Source organism: Paenibacillus apis (genome assembly GCF_018333295.1).
Lineage (GTDB): Bacteria > Bacillota > Bacilli > Paenibacillales > Paenibacillaceae > Fontibacillus > Fontibacillus antibioticophila.
This window is the reverse complement of record NZ_BORS01000007.1, coordinates 143436-158567: the sequence shown is the minus strand read 5'-3', so window position 1 is coordinate 158567 and position 15132 is coordinate 143436. Positions and strand designations below refer to the sequence as shown.

The 15132-nt window shown below is 47.2% G+C and carries 12 protein-coding genes; 11 read left to right on the top strand and 1 reads right to left on the bottom strand.

All coding sequences use genetic code 11. The features are described from left to right. The 5 genes from KI362_RS11970 to KI362_RS11950 all read left to right on the top strand — a co-directional run bounded on the left by KI362_RS11970 (position 1) and on the right by KI362_RS11950 (position 8049). On the top strand, positions 1-975 hold the full coding sequence (locus tag KI362_RS11970; protein ID WP_301627409.1) for a polysaccharide pyruvyl transferase family protein: 975 nt from the start codon (positions 1-3) through the stop codon (positions 973-975). A 115-nt stretch (positions 976-1090) separates the two neighbouring features. Further along, positions 1091-2470, top strand: a complete 1380-nt coding sequence (locus tag KI362_RS11965) for a sugar phosphate nucleotidyltransferase (protein ID WP_301627408.1) — start codon at positions 1091-1093, stop codon at positions 2468-2470. 26 nt (positions 2471-2496) lie between these two features. After that, positions 2497-3831, top strand: coding sequence for a UDP-glucose dehydrogenase family protein (locus KI362_RS11960; RefSeq protein ID WP_301627407.1), 1335 nt, complete (start codon positions 2497-2499; stop codon positions 3829-3831). Positions 3832-3876: 45 nt separating this feature from the next. Continuing rightward, entirely contained in the window at positions 3877-7098 is a 3222-nt protein-coding gene (locus KI362_RS11955) for a hypothetical protein (protein ID WP_301627406.1), read from the top strand. A 90-nt stretch (positions 7099-7188) separates the two neighbouring features. After that, positions 7189-8049 carry a hypothetical protein gene (locus tag KI362_RS11950; RefSeq protein ID WP_301627405.1) on the top strand — a complete coding sequence of 287 codons (861 nt, stop codon included), beginning with the start codon at positions 7189-7191 and terminating at the stop codon, positions 8047-8049. Position 8050: 1 nt separating this feature from the next. Here KI362_RS11950 and KI362_RS11945 read toward each other — a convergent pair whose 3' ends face one another. Further along, on the bottom strand, positions 8051-8407 hold the full coding sequence (locus tag KI362_RS11945) for a helix-turn-helix domain-containing protein (RefSeq protein ID WP_044477644.1): 357 nt from the start codon (positions 8405-8407) through the stop codon (positions 8051-8053). Positions 8408-8947: 540 nt separating this feature from the next. Between KI362_RS11945 and thrS the strand changes: the two genes are divergently transcribed. From thrS to KI362_RS11915, 6 genes are all read left to right on the top strand, one after another. Continuing rightward, positions 8948-10885 carry a threonine--tRNA ligase gene (gene thrS / locus KI362_RS11940; protein WP_301627480.1) on the top strand — a complete coding sequence of 646 codons (1938 nt, stop codon included), beginning with the start codon at positions 8948-8950 and terminating at the stop codon, positions 10883-10885. 71 nt (positions 10886-10956) lie between these two features. Further along, positions 10957-11682 (top strand): 3D domain-containing protein, encoded by a 726-nt coding sequence (locus tag KI362_RS11935; RefSeq protein WP_044477645.1) that lies wholly within the window; start codon positions 10957-10959, stop codon positions 11680-11682. 81 nt (positions 11683-11763) lie between these two features. After that, positions 11764-11907 carry a hypothetical protein gene (locus KI362_RS11930; protein WP_187375126.1) on the top strand — a complete coding sequence of 48 codons (144 nt, stop codon included), beginning with the start codon at positions 11764-11766 and terminating at the stop codon, positions 11905-11907. A 253-nt stretch (positions 11908-12160) separates the two neighbouring features. After that, the gene (liaF, locus tag KI362_RS11925; protein ID WP_301627404.1) at positions 12161-13132 is read left to right on the top strand and encodes a cell wall-active antibiotics response protein LiaF; all 972 of its coding nucleotides are present in this window, start codon (positions 12161-12163) and stop codon (positions 13130-13132) included. A 3-nt stretch (positions 13133-13135) separates the two neighbouring features. Further along, a complete protein-coding gene (locus KI362_RS11920; protein WP_301627403.1) occupies positions 13136-14185 on the top strand; it encodes a sensor histidine kinase in 1050 nt (349 codons plus the stop codon). After that, positions 14175-14834: a response regulator gene (locus tag KI362_RS11915; RefSeq protein WP_301627402.1), complete on the top strand. Its 660-nt coding sequence runs from the start codon at positions 14175-14177 to the stop codon at positions 14832-14834. The genes KI362_RS11920 and KI362_RS11915 overlap by 11 nt, the downstream gene beginning before the upstream one ends. Positions 14835-15132 lie beyond the last annotated feature (298 nt).

Below are 15132 nucleotides of genomic sequence, written 5' to 3'. Positions count from 1 at the left end.
ATGTCGATGGAACTAATCGTTCACCCGATGGACGTGTTGAAAAATCAGCTTCGCAAAATATTGCGTGTGATCCCGCCGGGATCAAGCATTTACTATGTCGATTATCCCGTTCATAGCAATGGCGGTGATCTGCTAATTATGAAAGGCACAGAGGCATTTTTCAAGGATTACGATATCATTGTTCAAGCGCGATATAGTGTTCTGGATTTCCCTGACGAGCTGAATATTCCTACAGACCAGATCATTGTTCTCCATGGCGGAGGAAATTTTGGAGACCTGTATCCCGCACATCAAAAGCTGCGTGAGAAAATAATTACGGATTATCCTCATCACCGGGTCGTTATTCTGCCGCAGACTATCTTTTATATAGAAGAGTCCGAATTCGATCGTACGGCTCAAATTTTCAATCAGCACAGTGACGTCCATCTCTATGTTCGAGACACCTTGTCCTACGATATGGCGTTGGAGAAGTTCAATACCTGTAACGTCTATTTATCGCCGGATATGGCTCACCAATTGTGGCCAATCATGCCTACGAGTGATCCAGTGAAGGAGTTGTTGTACTTCTTTCGTACAGATATTGAGAAGACCAAAGAGCAGGAAGAGCTGGAATTATCGGGACGCGGCGACTACCTGGATTGGATTTCATTATATAACCGGGTCGAGAAGAAGACGATCAGCATGATTGTTAACCGAATGCGAAAAGGCGGAGGCCCGCTTCCTATGCAAGTGATCTGGAGCAAGTATACGGATTATCTCGTGGACAAAGCCGTCAAACGGTTCAGCGGCTATCAGCATGTGCAGACTTCCAGACTGCATGGACATATCTTGTCTTGCTTGTTGGACAAGCCTAATATATTGCTCGATAATTCATACGGCAAAAATTCCAATTACTATAACACTTGGACAAGCGGAATCAAATCCGCGCAGCTAGTTGCGGCAAGCCCCCAAACTGAGCTTATGCTTTCGAAGTAAGTTTTTCTCCACAAAACTTAAGCTTATGCTTTCGAAGTAAGTTTTGTTTCACAAAACTTAAGCTTATGCTTTCGAAGTAAGTTTTGCTCCACAAAACTTTGTAGGAGAGGATATCATGAAAATTGTTCTTCTATCGGGGGGATCAGGTAAACGCCTGTGGCCCTTATCGAATGAATCGCGCTCCAAACAGTTTTTGAAGGTGCTTGAGAATGAGGCTGGCGGGCGGGAGTCCATGGTGCAGCGCGTATGGAGGCAGATTTCTAAGGCTGGCCTTCGTGAGCATGCATTTATTGGAACCAGTAAGGCACAGGTTGAAATGATTCATAGCCAACTAGGAAGCGAGATTGAAGTCATCGTTGAGCCAGAGCGAAGAGATACATTTCCGGCGATTGCACTGGCGGCTGCCTACTTATATTCGGTACAAGATGTTGCCCTGAACGAGACCATCGTAGTAATGCCAGTTGATCCTTATGTGGAGGAATCATTCTTCTCTAAGACGAAGGAGCTTGAGGATGTTCTTCAGCAATCCGGTGCGGATTTAGCGCTTATGGGAGTTAAGCCGACATATCCTTCCGAGAAATATGGATATATCGTCCCCGATAACGGCGCTAAGGTTGAGGAGGACGAGCCTTTCGTAACCGTTCATAGTTTTAAAGAGAAACCCCGCGAGGAAGAGGCGGTAGCCATGATAGAGCAGGCTGCGCTTTGGAACTGCGGTGTTTTTGCTTTTAAGCTTGATTTTCTGATTAACATCTTGATTGCAAATGACCTTCCGATCCAGTATGACGAGATGTTGAAGCAATACGGCAGACTTCCCAAGACTAGCTTTGACTATGAAGTTGTGGAGAAAGCCAATCATATTGTCGCACTTCCTTATAGGGGGGACTGGAAGGATCTTGGGACGTGGAACACGCTTACGGAAGAAATCGAGTCCTCAATTGTTGGCAATGGAATGATGAGCGGAGCTTGTCATAATACGCATGTAATCAATGAACTAGATATACCCATTACGCTGCTTAATTTATCCAACGTTGTCGTAGCGGCAAGTCCGGACGGCATTCTGGTCTCGGACAAGGCTGCAAGTCCGATGATCAAAGAGGTCATGAAGCATTCGGATCAGCGGCCGATGTACGAGGAGCGGCGTTGGGGAGGTTACCGGGTGCTAGACTACTTGAAGTATCCGGATGGTAAAGAAGTTCTAACGAAGCGAATCTGCATTACGCCAGGTCAGAACTTAAGTTACCAATACCATCTGCTCCGAGACGAAGTATGGACAATCGTATCTGGTGAAGGTGAGATGGTGCTTAACGGCAAGCACTTCCCAGTAAAGCCGGGCGATGTTCTTGTTATATCCAAAGACAGCAGACACAGCCTGCGTGCTGTAACTGAAATGGACATTATCGAAGTTCAGACCGGGACCGAGCTTATCGAAGAAGATATCGTAAGGCTTGCTTTTGATTGGAATGAAATTATACAGCTGTGCACGGTTAATTGAACTATTTAAATGAAGGAGTGAGAGATATGAACATTACGATCATCGGAACCGGATATGTAGGGCTAGTATCCGGCGTCTGTTATGCGGAGATCGGTAACGACGTCATCTGTGTAGATAAGGACCCGTATAAGATTGATCTGTTAAACAAGGGTAAGGTTCCTATTTATGAACCAGGCCTAAAGGAACTGATTGCAACTAATCGTTTGGGGGGGAGGCTTGCATTTACATCTAATTTATCGAATGCCGTAAGGCATTCCGACATTGTCATCATAGCAGTCGGAACGCCGCCTCTGCCGAGTGGGGAAGCAAATCTGTCTTACATCGATCAAGCGGCGATTGAAATTGCGAAAGCGATGAATGGATACAAAATCATTACAGTGAAAAGCACTGTACCGGTGGGAACAAATGAAAGACTTGCCAAATTAATAAAATCTCATACAAACATGGCGTTTGATAGCATTTCTCTGCCGGAGTTTCTGCGGGAAGGCTCTGCGATTCAGGATACGCTTTATCCTGACCGAGTCGTCATCGGCGCCGAATGCCAGAAGGCGGCAGACACGATGGTTCAGCTGCATAAGCCGTTGACACAGAATATTGTCGTGACAGATATCCGCAGCGCAGAAATGATTAAGTATGCATCTAATGCATTTCTTGCAACGAAAATTTCATTTATTAACGAAATTGCTAACATATGCGAGAAAGTCGGCGCAGACGTGACTAAGGTTGCGGAGGGGATGGGATATGACAAACGAATAGGGTCTTCATTTTTAAAGGCCGGGATCGGCTATGGAGGCTCTTGTTTTCCGAAGGATACGAGTGCGCTCATTCAAATTGCCGGAAATGTTGATTACGAATTCAAGTTGCTCCGATCGGTCGTAGAGGTGAATCAGGATCAAAGATTTAACGTTATCCGCAAGCTGGAGACGATTTTTGATGGTGAGTTAAACGGAACAACGATTGCGGTCTGGGGACTCTCGTTCAAACCGAATACCGATGATGTGCGTGAATCGCCTGCGTTGGAGATTATTCAGCATTTGGTGGATAACGGAGTAAGAGTAAAAACCTATGATCCTGTGGCGATGGAAAGCTTCCAATCTCTATTCGGAAAGGAGGGTGTGATATGGTGTGAGGATGCAATGGAAGCAGCACAAGATGCAGATGCGCTATGTTTACTTACGGAATGGCATGAGTTTGCAAAAGTTGATCTTCATGAACTGCAAAAGGTATTGAAACAGCCGATTCTAATCGATGGGCGTAATGTGTTCAATGAGGAACAAGTACTTGGAACCGGTTTTATTTATTACTCGGTAGGTCGTCCTAATTTAAATCAAGGTGTGAAAGAGAAGGTGCCTGCTCTCTAGAGGCGGTTACAAAGGATTTACCAAATTATATCCGAGGTGAATAAGATGTCGCTTAGAAAAAAAGCAACTGTATCCGCTCTTGTCCTTTCTATGCTGACCGCATCCGTTGGAATCTTGCCCTTCAGCACAAAGGGCCCCATGGAGAAGCTGAGCCTGATCCAGATGGCGAATGCCGCCGAAATGGAGCAGTCATCAGGATCCTTCAGAGAACGATTAAGCGAATTATACGCTGCTCTGGCAATTGATCCTGAGGGTCTCCAGGATGTCATAAATCTGCGTGAAGAAATAACCAGACTTCAGTTCGTAGAAGTCCAACCTCTAATCAGTCCGATCTGGAGCAAGGTGAATGCAAGACTCCCTGAAACCGTTGATCGGAAGGAACTAAGAGAAGGTCTGATTCATCTTTTCAAGACAGTCAGCACGATCCAAACCATGTCGGAATTGGAGGAGCTTCGATCCAATCCTGAATTCAACGCAACGTTGAGAATGATTGCGGCCGCATTTGGACATGAAGATTTAAGCGTGGATGATTTCATTGTATTTCTGTTTGGGGACGGCGGAAGCCGTTTGGGCTTGGAAGGGACAGTCGCCAGTACCCTGGAAAATATGCCATTGACTCAGTTAGCCGGATTAATAGGTAATAGGCAAGCTGCTACCGAGATCCTGCTCCAAGCGGTAGACAAGCTGCTGGAGGAAAACGATGCGTATAGAATCAGCTCCATTTTGAAGGAAATGGACATTTCTTCTCAGGATATTAGGTCATTGTTGACTAGCCTGCAGGGCAAACTTCAATATGATGACCAGGCTATCCATGCTATGATTATGGCTTATGTTCGTACAACCGTAGAGGCTACAGCCCAAATCAGCGAGGATGGCCGTCAACATATATACAGTTTGAATGCATTCGGAATTGAAATTCCAGCTTTCATCCTGCAATGGAGCAAGGTATCCGGGGATGCTGCCGTAAGCGTATCCTCAAACGGAGTAGTAACGATTCCGGAGGGTGCAGGCAGCGGTTCAGCCGTGATTCAAGCTGAACTGGCGAACCCTTATGGCAGCGGCTCCGGTGTGATTTTTCAAAAAGAAGTGACTTTGAGAGAGACTTCCGGGGAAGAAACGGTGTTTCCAAGTGAGCAGTTCTTGGAACGGATGAATAAACTGCATGCGGCACTTGCAGCAGGGGATCCAACTGATATTCAGGATGTGAGGAATCTTCGTGATGAAATTGCCGGACTCGATCCGGTTCTGGATGAAGCCTTGATAGATCCAGTCTGGAACAAAATAGCTCCTAAGCTGCCGTCAACAGTGGATCAGGCTGAACTGAAAGCAAACCTCTTCCAGATGATTAAGGAAGTAGGGTCATTCCAGTATGATCCAACCGCATCGGAGCTCGAAGCGATTCGAAGTAATCCGAAGTTCCGCAGCACGCTGAAGACGATTGCGGCGGCTGGTGGTGACAGCCAAATCGTTATGGATGATTTCTTATTGTTTATGTTCGGTGATGGCGGCTCTCGTAAAGGCATTGAAGGAACAATCCGGGATTTACTAGTCAATATGAATGCTGCTGAGCTATTAGGATTGCTAGGTAACAATGAAGCCATTACTGCAGTGCTGCTTCAAGCAACAGAGCAACTGCTCAGTGAAACCGATGAATATAAGTTTAGCTCGATTTTAGAGAAGCTTGAGGTTACGCCGCAGGATCTGAGATCAACGGTGCTAAACTACCAAGTTAGGCTACAATATGATGTGCCGGCAATTCATGCAATGGCGGTCGCATATATGCGTTCAGAATCAACTGAACGGGTCGATGTAAGCGAAGATGGCCGTCAACATATATACAGTTTGAAGGTGTTTGGAGTCGATGTGCCTGCTATAGCTTTAAAGTGGGTCAAAGTATCAGGAAGCGATGACATCGAAGTATTGCCAAACGGTACGGTTACGCTTGCTCCGCGCGTACCGAGCGCTTCCGCAGTTATTCAGGCACAGCTTTTCAACCCTTACGGTGGAAATGCTAAAGTAATTTTTGAGAAAGAAGTTACATTAACGGCCTCTACTGAAGAAGGAAACATCTTCCCAGTAGAGCAATTTCTAGAACGAATGGAGAAGCTGCACGCTGCTCTTCAGGCAAATGGATCTTCAGATGTAAGGGATGTTCGCAGGTTACGGGATGAGATCAATAGCCTAAGTGCCACGAAGGACGCCGCTCTGATCAATCAGATATGGAAGCCTATTGCAGAGAGGCTCCCGGATTCTATTGATAAAAATGAAGTGAAGAAGAACTTGTTTGAGCTCATTACTTCAGTTGGTTCCCTACCGTATGATCTGGAGGGTTCACAGCTTGAAGCCATTCGCACAAATCCGGACTTCGTGGCAACGATGGGAATTATTGCGGAGGCTGCAGGAGTATCCAATCTGTCGATCGACGATTTCCTTATTCTGCTATATGGTGATAACGGCGAACATAGTGGAGTTGAAGGAGCCATACGTAATACGATATCGAATATGAATTCAAAAGAATTGGCTGCATTCTTGAAAAATAAGAATGGCCTCGATCGTGTTAAAGAGGCAGCGCTGGAAGCGGTTCTATCGGATCGGAACGGATATGCGTTAAGTGAAGCCTTGTTTAACCTTGGTGTTAAACCGAAGGCTGCAACTTCTTTGGTACAGAATTTTAAGACGAGACTAAGATATGATGTGCCGGCGGTCAGAGCAATAAGCGCTGCCTTTATCTCTTCCGAAACAGAATCAAAGGCAGAGATTACCCAAAATGGGCGCCAACATGTATATACGCTGACGTTTCTGGGTGTTGAGCTTCCTTCCTCAGCTCTGAAGTGGAAAAAGGTATCCGGAAGCAAAGAAGTAAAGGTAACTTCAAACGGAAAAGTAACCATTGATAAAAAGGTCCAAAAGGGTACCGCTATTATTCAGGCTACGCTGGTTAATTTATTTGGGGGCAATTCCAAAGTGATCTTTACACAAGAGATTACGCTTACCAATGGAGTGGTTGATCCGGAAGTTCAAATTCAGAATATCGTTCATTCGCTTCAAGGTAAGTTAGCCGAAATAAAAATAAGGTTTGATTCTGCAACGATTGATGCCGAAAAAGTTCAGTTGATAATGGAAGTTGTGCAGGCAGGAAATGATAGCTTCGATCGGATTAATGAGATTGATGCATCTAAAGCCGTCAAGAATAAAGCAATCAACAATGTAAAAAAACAAGTTAATAAAATGATGGATTACATTTTGCAAAATCTATTGAAATTCTAAGACCAAGCCAGCTCTTCCTGCCAACAGGAGGGCTGGCCTATTTCTTTTACCCATCGTTACACTTTGTAGGAAGGCGGTGTTCACATCACAATGGGACAACAACGAATCCGCAAGAGAAGGCGGCGTCGATTTCGAAAACCGGATATAGTCATTTTTATCTTATCCACGATCACTATTCTCTTACTTTTTCTATGGGGGGGATTGTATTGGAAGGAGTCGTCGGAAAACAAATTAATTGTTAATGCCAGTGAACAAGAAGAATTCCAACAAATCCTGCTGGAAGACAATGATCTATTATTACTTGATGTTGAGGATATCACTGCAGAGGCAGTGGAACAACACGAAGAACTCGGAGAGACGGGAGATGTTTCAGCAAACTCGGGTACGCAAGTCCAGAATAATAAGAATGCCCAAGGCTCGCAGACCTCCACGAATCAGAGTACCCCAAGCCTGGCATTACCGAGTGCTCAAAGCACAACGAAGCCAGACGATTCAAGCACGACGAAACCAGACGATTCAAGTACAACGAAGCCAGACGATTCAAGCACGACAAAGCCAGACGGTTCAAGCACAACGGACGTGGCTTCACCTAGCGTGGTACAATTAGACTCTACAGCGAATCTGATAGAGAAATATGAGCAAGATTTCACACAACTTCAGGAAAAGTGTAGAAAGGATATGAGGGCAGCTTTAAGTGACGCGGAAAATAGTATGCAGCAACTGGATAAAAGTGATCCCCGCAATGTAATCGCATGGAGAGATCAGTTAAACGCCGAATTATCAAAAGCTGAATCAACCTGTGACGATTCATTCCAAAGAATTGTTCAAAATGCAGAAAATGATGCAGTATCTGCAGACGTCATCGAAGGCTGGAGTCAAAAATATGACGATTTAAAGGCGAAACTTCAAGAGGAGTCAGAAGCGAAGCTGCAACAACTAATGGGCGGTTAAATCATTCATCCTTTGGAAATTGCCGATCGCGGAGTACTCGTTCAAGTAAAATACGAATCAAATCAAGATCGTCCTTTTCCAAAGGGATTCCGTCCCAATGAAGCTGTTCGAAATTTAAATATTCTTTGGCATTATGATTTAGTTCTCCCGGTGGTTCTGGATAATTAGTAAGCCCCAGAAGATAATCCGCCGACGTGTTTAGTTTACGAGATATCGTTTGGATAGATTCCAGAGTAGGTTCACGGTAACCGGATTCATACCCTGCATACGTACTTTTGGCGACCCCAACGTAATCTGCAACTTCCTGCATCGTCAGTTTTCTCTTTTTGCGCAACTGCTTCAGTCGCTTCGCGAACATCCGCTAGCTCTCCCTTCAGACCCCGTAAATGACATTTCCGTTATGTGAAATACACTCGTATTCACTTCTAGCAAATGCAACCATAATTATAGCATGTTCACCAAACAACGCAATTAGGGAACTTCATTTCTTACGCAAATTCGCAAAAGTTCCAACGTCGGGGCGGTTCTTGACGGAGCTTGCCGATAGCTATATAATTACTGATAATTCGAAAAGCGTTGACAAAGACATGGGTCATGCAGAAAGAACGGATCAGAGAGAGGGAACATCAGGCTGGAATTCCCTTCGGTTTCGCTGTTGGCTTACCCCTTTGTAGCTGTAACTCCGAACCTTCCTGCTCAGCCTGGCTGAGCGGTTGTTATAAGAGCTGCCGGGCCATTCCCGTTACAGAATGCCGAATAAGGGCTTGACTGCATGGCAGATAAGCCGAATGAGGGTGGAACCACGGGTTATGATGCTCGTCCCTTTCCGGGGACGGGCTTTTTGCTGTCCGTTGCCGGTACTCCATATTATCAAATTATTGACTGGGAGGAAACAATCGTGGCAATCAAGATTTCACTGCCGGACGGTTCTGTCCGGGAATACGTAGAGGGGAATACGCTGGAGGATGTAGCAGCATCTATCAGCAGCGGCCTTCGGAAAAATGCGGTAGCCGGTAAAATTAACGGTCAAGCGGTAGATCTTAATACCGCGTTAACCGATGGCGCCCAAGTGGAGATCATTACATTGGACTCCAAGGATGGCGTGGAGATTATGCGTCACAGTACGGCGCATTTGATGGCTCAAGCCGTTAAACGCCTGTTCGGCGGCAAGGAAGTTAAGCTCGGGATTGGTCCGGTGATCGAGGACGGGTTCTACTATGATATGGATCTGGAGCATCCCTTGAACCCGGAAGATCTTCAGAAGATCGAGAAGGAAATGGAACGCATTATTGGAGAGAATCTTCCGATTACGCGCCGTGAGGTCAGCCGCGAGGAAGCGGTGGCGATTTTCACGGAGCTTGGCGATCCATACAAGCTGGAGCTGATTCGTGATCTGCCGGAGGACAGCGTGATTTCGATCTATGACCAAGGTGAATTCTTCGACCTGTGCCGCGGTCCTCACGTACCTTCCACCGGCAAGATCAAAGTATTCAAGCTGCTGAGCGTAGCCGGAGCTTACTGGAGAGGCAACAGCGACAACAAGATGCTGCAGCGGATTTACGGAACAGCCTTCGTGAAGAAGGCTGAACTGGATGAGCATTTGCGCCTGCTGGAAGAAGCGAAGAAGCGCGATCACCGCAAGCTGGGGAAAGAGCTGAGCATCTTTACCTTTAACAACCTGGTCGGACAAGGCTTGCCGATCTGGCTGCCGAAGGGAGCAACCCTTCGCCGTACGCTTGAGCGGTACATTGTTGATATCGAAGAGCGCCTTGGCTATCAGCACGTGTACACTCCTGTACTCGGTAATGTTGATTTGTATAAAACGTCAGGACACTGGGATCATTACCAGGAAGATATGTTCCCGAAAATGGAGATCGACACCGAGGAGTTTGTGCTCCGTCCAATGAACTGTCCTCACCATATGATGGTGTACAAGAGTGACATGCGCAGCTACCGTGATCTGCCGATCCGCGTGGCTGAGCTTGGAATGCAGCACCGCTACGAGATGTCAGGCGCACTGACCGGTCTGCATCGTGTTCGCTCCATGACGCTGAATGATGCTCATATCTTCTGCCGGATGGATCAGATCAAGGATGAATTTACCCGTGTCCTGGAGTTAATCAAGCAGGTATACAGCGACTTCGGGATCAAGGAATACAAATTCCGTCTGTCCTATCGCGATCCTCAGGATACCGAGAAGTATTTCCCGGACGACAATATGTGGAATACGACTCAGCGCATGCTGCGTGAGGTTGTGGAAGAAGCGGGGCTGCCGTTCTATGAAGCGGAAGGGGAGGCTGCCTTCTATGGTCCGAAGCTGGACGTGCAGGTGAAGACGGCTCTTGGCAAGGAAGAGACACTGTCGACGATTCAGATCGACGTGCTGCTTCCGGAGCGCTTTGAGCTCGAATATGTGGGCGACGACGGCGCGAAGCATCGTCCGGTTGTATTGCACCGCGGTATCCTGGGAACCATGGAACGCTTTACGGCCTTTCTGCTGGAGAACTTTGCAGGCAATCTTCCGCTCTGGCTGTCCCCGATTCAAGCCAAGGTCATTCCTGTATCGCAGGCCTTTGACGACTATGCCCGTAAAGTGGAAGATACGCTCAGAGCTTCGGGCGTTCGTGTGGAAAGCGATCTGCGCAACGAAAAGCTGGGTTACAAAATCCGGGAAGCTCAGTTGGAGAAAATCCCTTACATGTTCGTCGTAGGCGAGAATGAGCAGCAGAATGCTACCGTATCGGTTCGCAAACGCGGAGAAGGAGACCTGGGAGCGAAGTCGCTGGATGAAGTTGCCGCCCAGCTTCAGAACGATATTCGCAACCACGTCATTTAACTTTTTTATACGATGAATGTATAAACCAAGGCGCATGTGGAAAACCTTCGCATTAAGGGGGAGGTTTTCATATGCGCCAATTTGCTATGTGGCGGAGAACTGTAATTGCACTGTTAATGACGGTTCTCCTAGTCCAGGCGATCGCCGCAGACAGCAAGCTTCAGGCTATGAATGATCACACTGGAAATGTAATGAACGGATATACACTAGAGCTCCGAATGGAGCAATACGAAACGATGGCTCAACGTCTGGAGAAATTCCATGTGAGGCTTGAGCGGAATCAGAGCAACCAGTTAACACCGGTGCTGGCTAGGCAAGAGCAGAAGAATACGCAGAACAGTACGGTAGCGACAGCTGCGAATGAGACTGCTAAAGCCGCCAAGAAGGTCAAGGTCGTTGCTACAGGTTATACGGCTGGCTATGAATCGACGGGCAAGCATCCGAACCATCCGCAGTATGGAATCACATACTCCGGCGTCAAGGTAAGACGTGATAAGGATACGATTTCGACCATTGCCGCCGATCTGAAGGTCTTTCCGATCGGAACGGTCCTTTATATTCCGGGCTATGGCTACGGAATCGTGGCGGATAAAGGCTCTGCGATCAAGGGGAACAAGATTGATCTGTACTTCAAGACCACCAAGCAGGTGTTCAAGGAGTGGGGCAAGAAAGAGGTTGAGGTTCAGATTATCCGCAAGGGAAGCGGTAAGCTGACGGAGGATATGCTGAGCAAGCTTGGAAAAGCGATGGAGGTCAGCAAGGAAATTCCTGATCATATGTGGGATCAAATCATTTGATTTTCCAGTTCAGGGCTTTGCATAATTCACCTTACTTGTATGCATAATACTTTCTGTAATGCACAGGGGAGGTGAATACAAGTGGCAAAGAAAAATAAGGCTGAATCGCCAGGCTATAAAACGCCTAACGAGAAGTTCAACGCCGAGTTTGCAGAGGAAAGCAATGCGACGATTGCGCAAAAAGCCAAAGCTTCGCATCAGGCCTCCAATCAGCAACAGAAATAACAAGATGAGTGAGCAACAGGCGTCCTGCAGAGGGCGCCTTTTTTAGGATGAATTCAATTTCCTTAAAATCCCATATCCCTCCGCCTGAAGACCGAGTTCGATTTCCATCCTGCGCCGCTGTTGTAATCAGAAGCGACTAAGGTAAACTGTAGATAAATAAGTCAACCTAGGGGAAGTTGCATGAGAAGGCATAAGTGTAAAGCACTTTACACGTTGCCCTCAGCAAGCTTTAGTCTATTTGGAGGGATTATCGATGAGGAACGGATTATGGGGACGCTTGATCGGCGGACTGGTGCTAATTAGCATTGGTACTTTATTTTTATTAAATCAGTTAGGGATTGCAACGATCAGTATCGGCGAGCTATTCTCAACGTATTGGCCTGTCTTTCTGATTCTCGCTGGCTTATCCCAGCTGGGCAGCGGAAATTGGCGGGGCTCAAGCTTTATCGGAAGTGCCGTTCTAATGCTGATCGGCGGTTATTTTCTTGCCCGGAATTTGGGTATGATCGATTTATCGCCGGGAGATTTCTTTCGCTTTTTCTTCCCGCTGCTGTTAATTATCGGAGGATTGAATGTACTGCTCAAACCGCGCAGCCGCAAGAAGTGCGGAACTGGCCCGGAAGACTATGATATACCGCCAGCACCATCTCAACCTCCGGTACCGCCAATTCCTGATCAATATATCCCGGAGATGAAATCGTCTTTGGATTCGATGTTTGACGGCTTGGAGAAGCAGCATGGCGGTAAGGACAAGGGATGGAAAGATATGCATAACCAAGATTTTGGAAATCATACTCACCATCAGAATTACTTCAATGACGGAACGGAATCCTCCGGCAAGCGTGAAACGTTTAATAAAGCAGGGTTTATCGGAGATGTTCATCTGGGAGAGGATTACTTTGAGCTCCGGCCGACAAACATTTCTCATTTTATCGGGGATACGGTAATTGACCTGACGAAGGCGCAGATTCCATATGGAGAGACGAAAATCAACGTCTCAGCCTTCATCGGCGACGTGAAGATCTTTGTTCCGGAAGACATCGACCTGGGAATCAGCGCGGTATCCAATGCTTTTATCGGAGATTTGAAGATATTGAAGCAGAAGCAGGGAGGCTTCATGAGCAATGTACAGGCTCAATCCCCTTCCTATCATGAAGCAAGCAAACGGGTAAAACTGATCGTGAGCGTATTTATCGGCGATGTGAAAGTGAATACGGTGGGTTAGCTTATGATGGTTCAACGGATTCTGAAAAATACGAAATGGGGGCTGCTGCTATACTTTCTGTTAACAGGAAGTCTGGCGGCAGTTCTCCTCTATGGCGGGTATAAGGCGGGTGTCATTCATGTTCGTGATCCGCGGGTGTTGACCTATGGAATCACCTTCGTTGTGGTGGCCACACTGATTATCGGTTATATTGCCGGACGCCGGATCCAGGGCAGGATTGATCTGCTGCATCTGCAGATGCTTCAGGTGGCAAAAGGAAATTTGTCTGTTCGACTGCCGGATACGGTGGATCAGACCTTTGCCGGACTCTATCGGGAGTTCAATAATATGACCGAGGCTGTGGAGAAGAAGATGCAGCTGCTTCAGCAATTAGGGGAGCAGGAGATTCTCGAAAAGGACAGAATGGTCGAAGGAGCAGTGCTGGAAGAACGCCGCAGGCTTGCCCGTGATCTTCATGATACGGTTAGTCAGCAGCTTTTTGCTATTCATATGGCGGCTTCTTCATTGCCTAAGGTCTTGGAAATGAATGCGGATCAGGCCAATGCGGTGATGGATCAACTGATCCAGATGTCTAATACGGCACAGAAGCAGATGCGGGCCTTAATAGCACAGCTTCGTCCTATGGAGCTTGTCGGGAAGACGCTGCCTGAAGCGCTGGATCAGTGGTTCCCGGATTATTGCCGTCAAAATGGGCTGAAGGGCATCAAGGAGATGGATGTGCAGGGACACATATCGGAGGCCAAGGAGCATCAGCTGTTCCTGATCATTCAGGAGGCGATGGCGAACATCGTCAAGCATGCGGGAGCACAGCTGGTCAGTCTGTCTCTTAAGGAAGGGCCCAGACAGGTTGTGCTTGCGATTAGTGATGACGGGCAGGGCTTTAGCGGGAACGGACAGAAGCAGGGCTCTTATGGACTGACGACGATGCGAGAGCGCGCGGAGAAGCTGGGCGGACATGTTGAGATTATCAGCAAGTCCGGAGCGGGGACGACCATTCGTGTACATATACCCAAGTTCGAGGATGAGAAGGGGAGAGCGGATCATGAGCAGTAAGATTAAGGTGATGATTGTTGACGATCACGACATGGTGAGGATGGGCTTGAAGACTTATCTCATGCTGGATCCTGCATTTGAAGTCATAGCAGAGGCCGGGGACGGGATGGAGGCTCTTCAAGCTCTGGAGGCCCGGGAGGCGTCCATGCTGCCGGATCTGATACTGATGGACCTGATGATGCCGGTAATGAATGGAGCAGAAGCTACTGCTGCAATTCTGGCGAGGTTTCCGGGACTCAAGATCGTTATTTTGACCAGCTTTTTGGAGGATGAGCTTGTGGTTCAGGCCGTGGAGGCCGGGGCGGTCAGCTATGTTCTGAAGACCGTATCTGCGGAAGAGCTGATCTATGCACTGCAAGGAGCTTATCGGGGGATGCCGGTAATGACAGGGGATGTCGCACAGGCATTGACACGGGGACTTCGCCAGCGAAGTGTGCAAGGCAGCGATTCAGGGCTGACGGATCGGGAGAAGGAAGTATTGATGCTGATTGCGGAAGGCAAGAGCAATAAGGATATCGGAGAAGAGCTTCATATTAGTATTAAAACGGTGAAGACGCATGTGAGCAATTTGCTTATGAAATGCGAACTGGAGGATCGGACTCAATTGGCTATCTATGCCCATCGTCAGGGCTGGGTCAGCAAATCATAGTAGAGGAAGTTCAAAAAGTCAGCTTTTGATCACGAAGTAATTCAAGAGGGGCATTCGACATCGAATCTTGCGTTCACCCTCGAAGTCCGGTACTCATGTAGGTTTTGCCTACACTCCGTTCCTCCTTCTTCGGGTTCTCACAACCTTCTCGGTGCTGAAAAGCTGACTTTTTGAACACGTACTTTAATAAGAATTTTTCAGCACTCATTCGCTTTTATCTCCTTTTTAATTGTTTTTAAGGTATGTTTAAGGTTTATAGTACAAAATAAGATCAAGAAAACAAGTTACCCCTGCAGCA

Bases quoted from the DNA above. Each gene is read 5' to 3' on its own strand.
- KI362_RS11945 (WP_044477644.1), bottom strand. From the start codon at position 8,407: ATGTTCGCGAAGCGACTGAAGCAGTTGCGCAAAAAGAGAAAACTGACG.
- KI362_RS11955 (WP_301627406.1), top strand. From the start codon at position 3,877: ATGTCGCTTAGAAAAAAAGCAACTGTATCCGCTCTTGTCCTTTCTATG.
- KI362_RS11960 (WP_301627407.1), top strand. From the start codon at position 2,497: ATGAACATTACGATCATCGGAACCGGATATGTAGGGCTAGTATCCGGC.
- KI362_RS11965 (WP_301627408.1), top strand. From the start codon at position 1,091: ATGAAAATTGTTCTTCTATCGGGGGGATCAGGTAAACGCCTGTGGCCC.
- KI362_RS11950 (WP_301627405.1), top strand. From the start codon at position 7,189: ATGGGACAACAACGAATCCGCAAGAGAAGGCGGCGTCGATTTCGAAAA.
- liaF (WP_301627404.1), top strand. From the start codon at position 12,161: ATGAGGAACGGATTATGGGGACGCTTGATCGGCGGACTGGTGCTAATT.
- KI362_RS11935 (WP_044477645.1), top strand. From the start codon at position 10,957: ATGCGCCAATTTGCTATGTGGCGGAGAACTGTAATTGCACTGTTAATG.
- KI362_RS11970 (WP_301627409.1), top strand. From the start codon at position 1: ATGTCGATGGAACTAATCGTTCACCCGATGGACGTGTTGAAAAATCAG.
- KI362_RS11915 (WP_301627402.1), top strand. From the start codon at position 14,175: ATGAGCAGTAAGATTAAGGTGATGATTGTTGACGATCACGACATGGTG.
- KI362_RS11920 (WP_301627403.1), top strand. From the start codon at position 13,136: ATGATGGTTCAACGGATTCTGAAAAATACGAAATGGGGGCTGCTGCTA.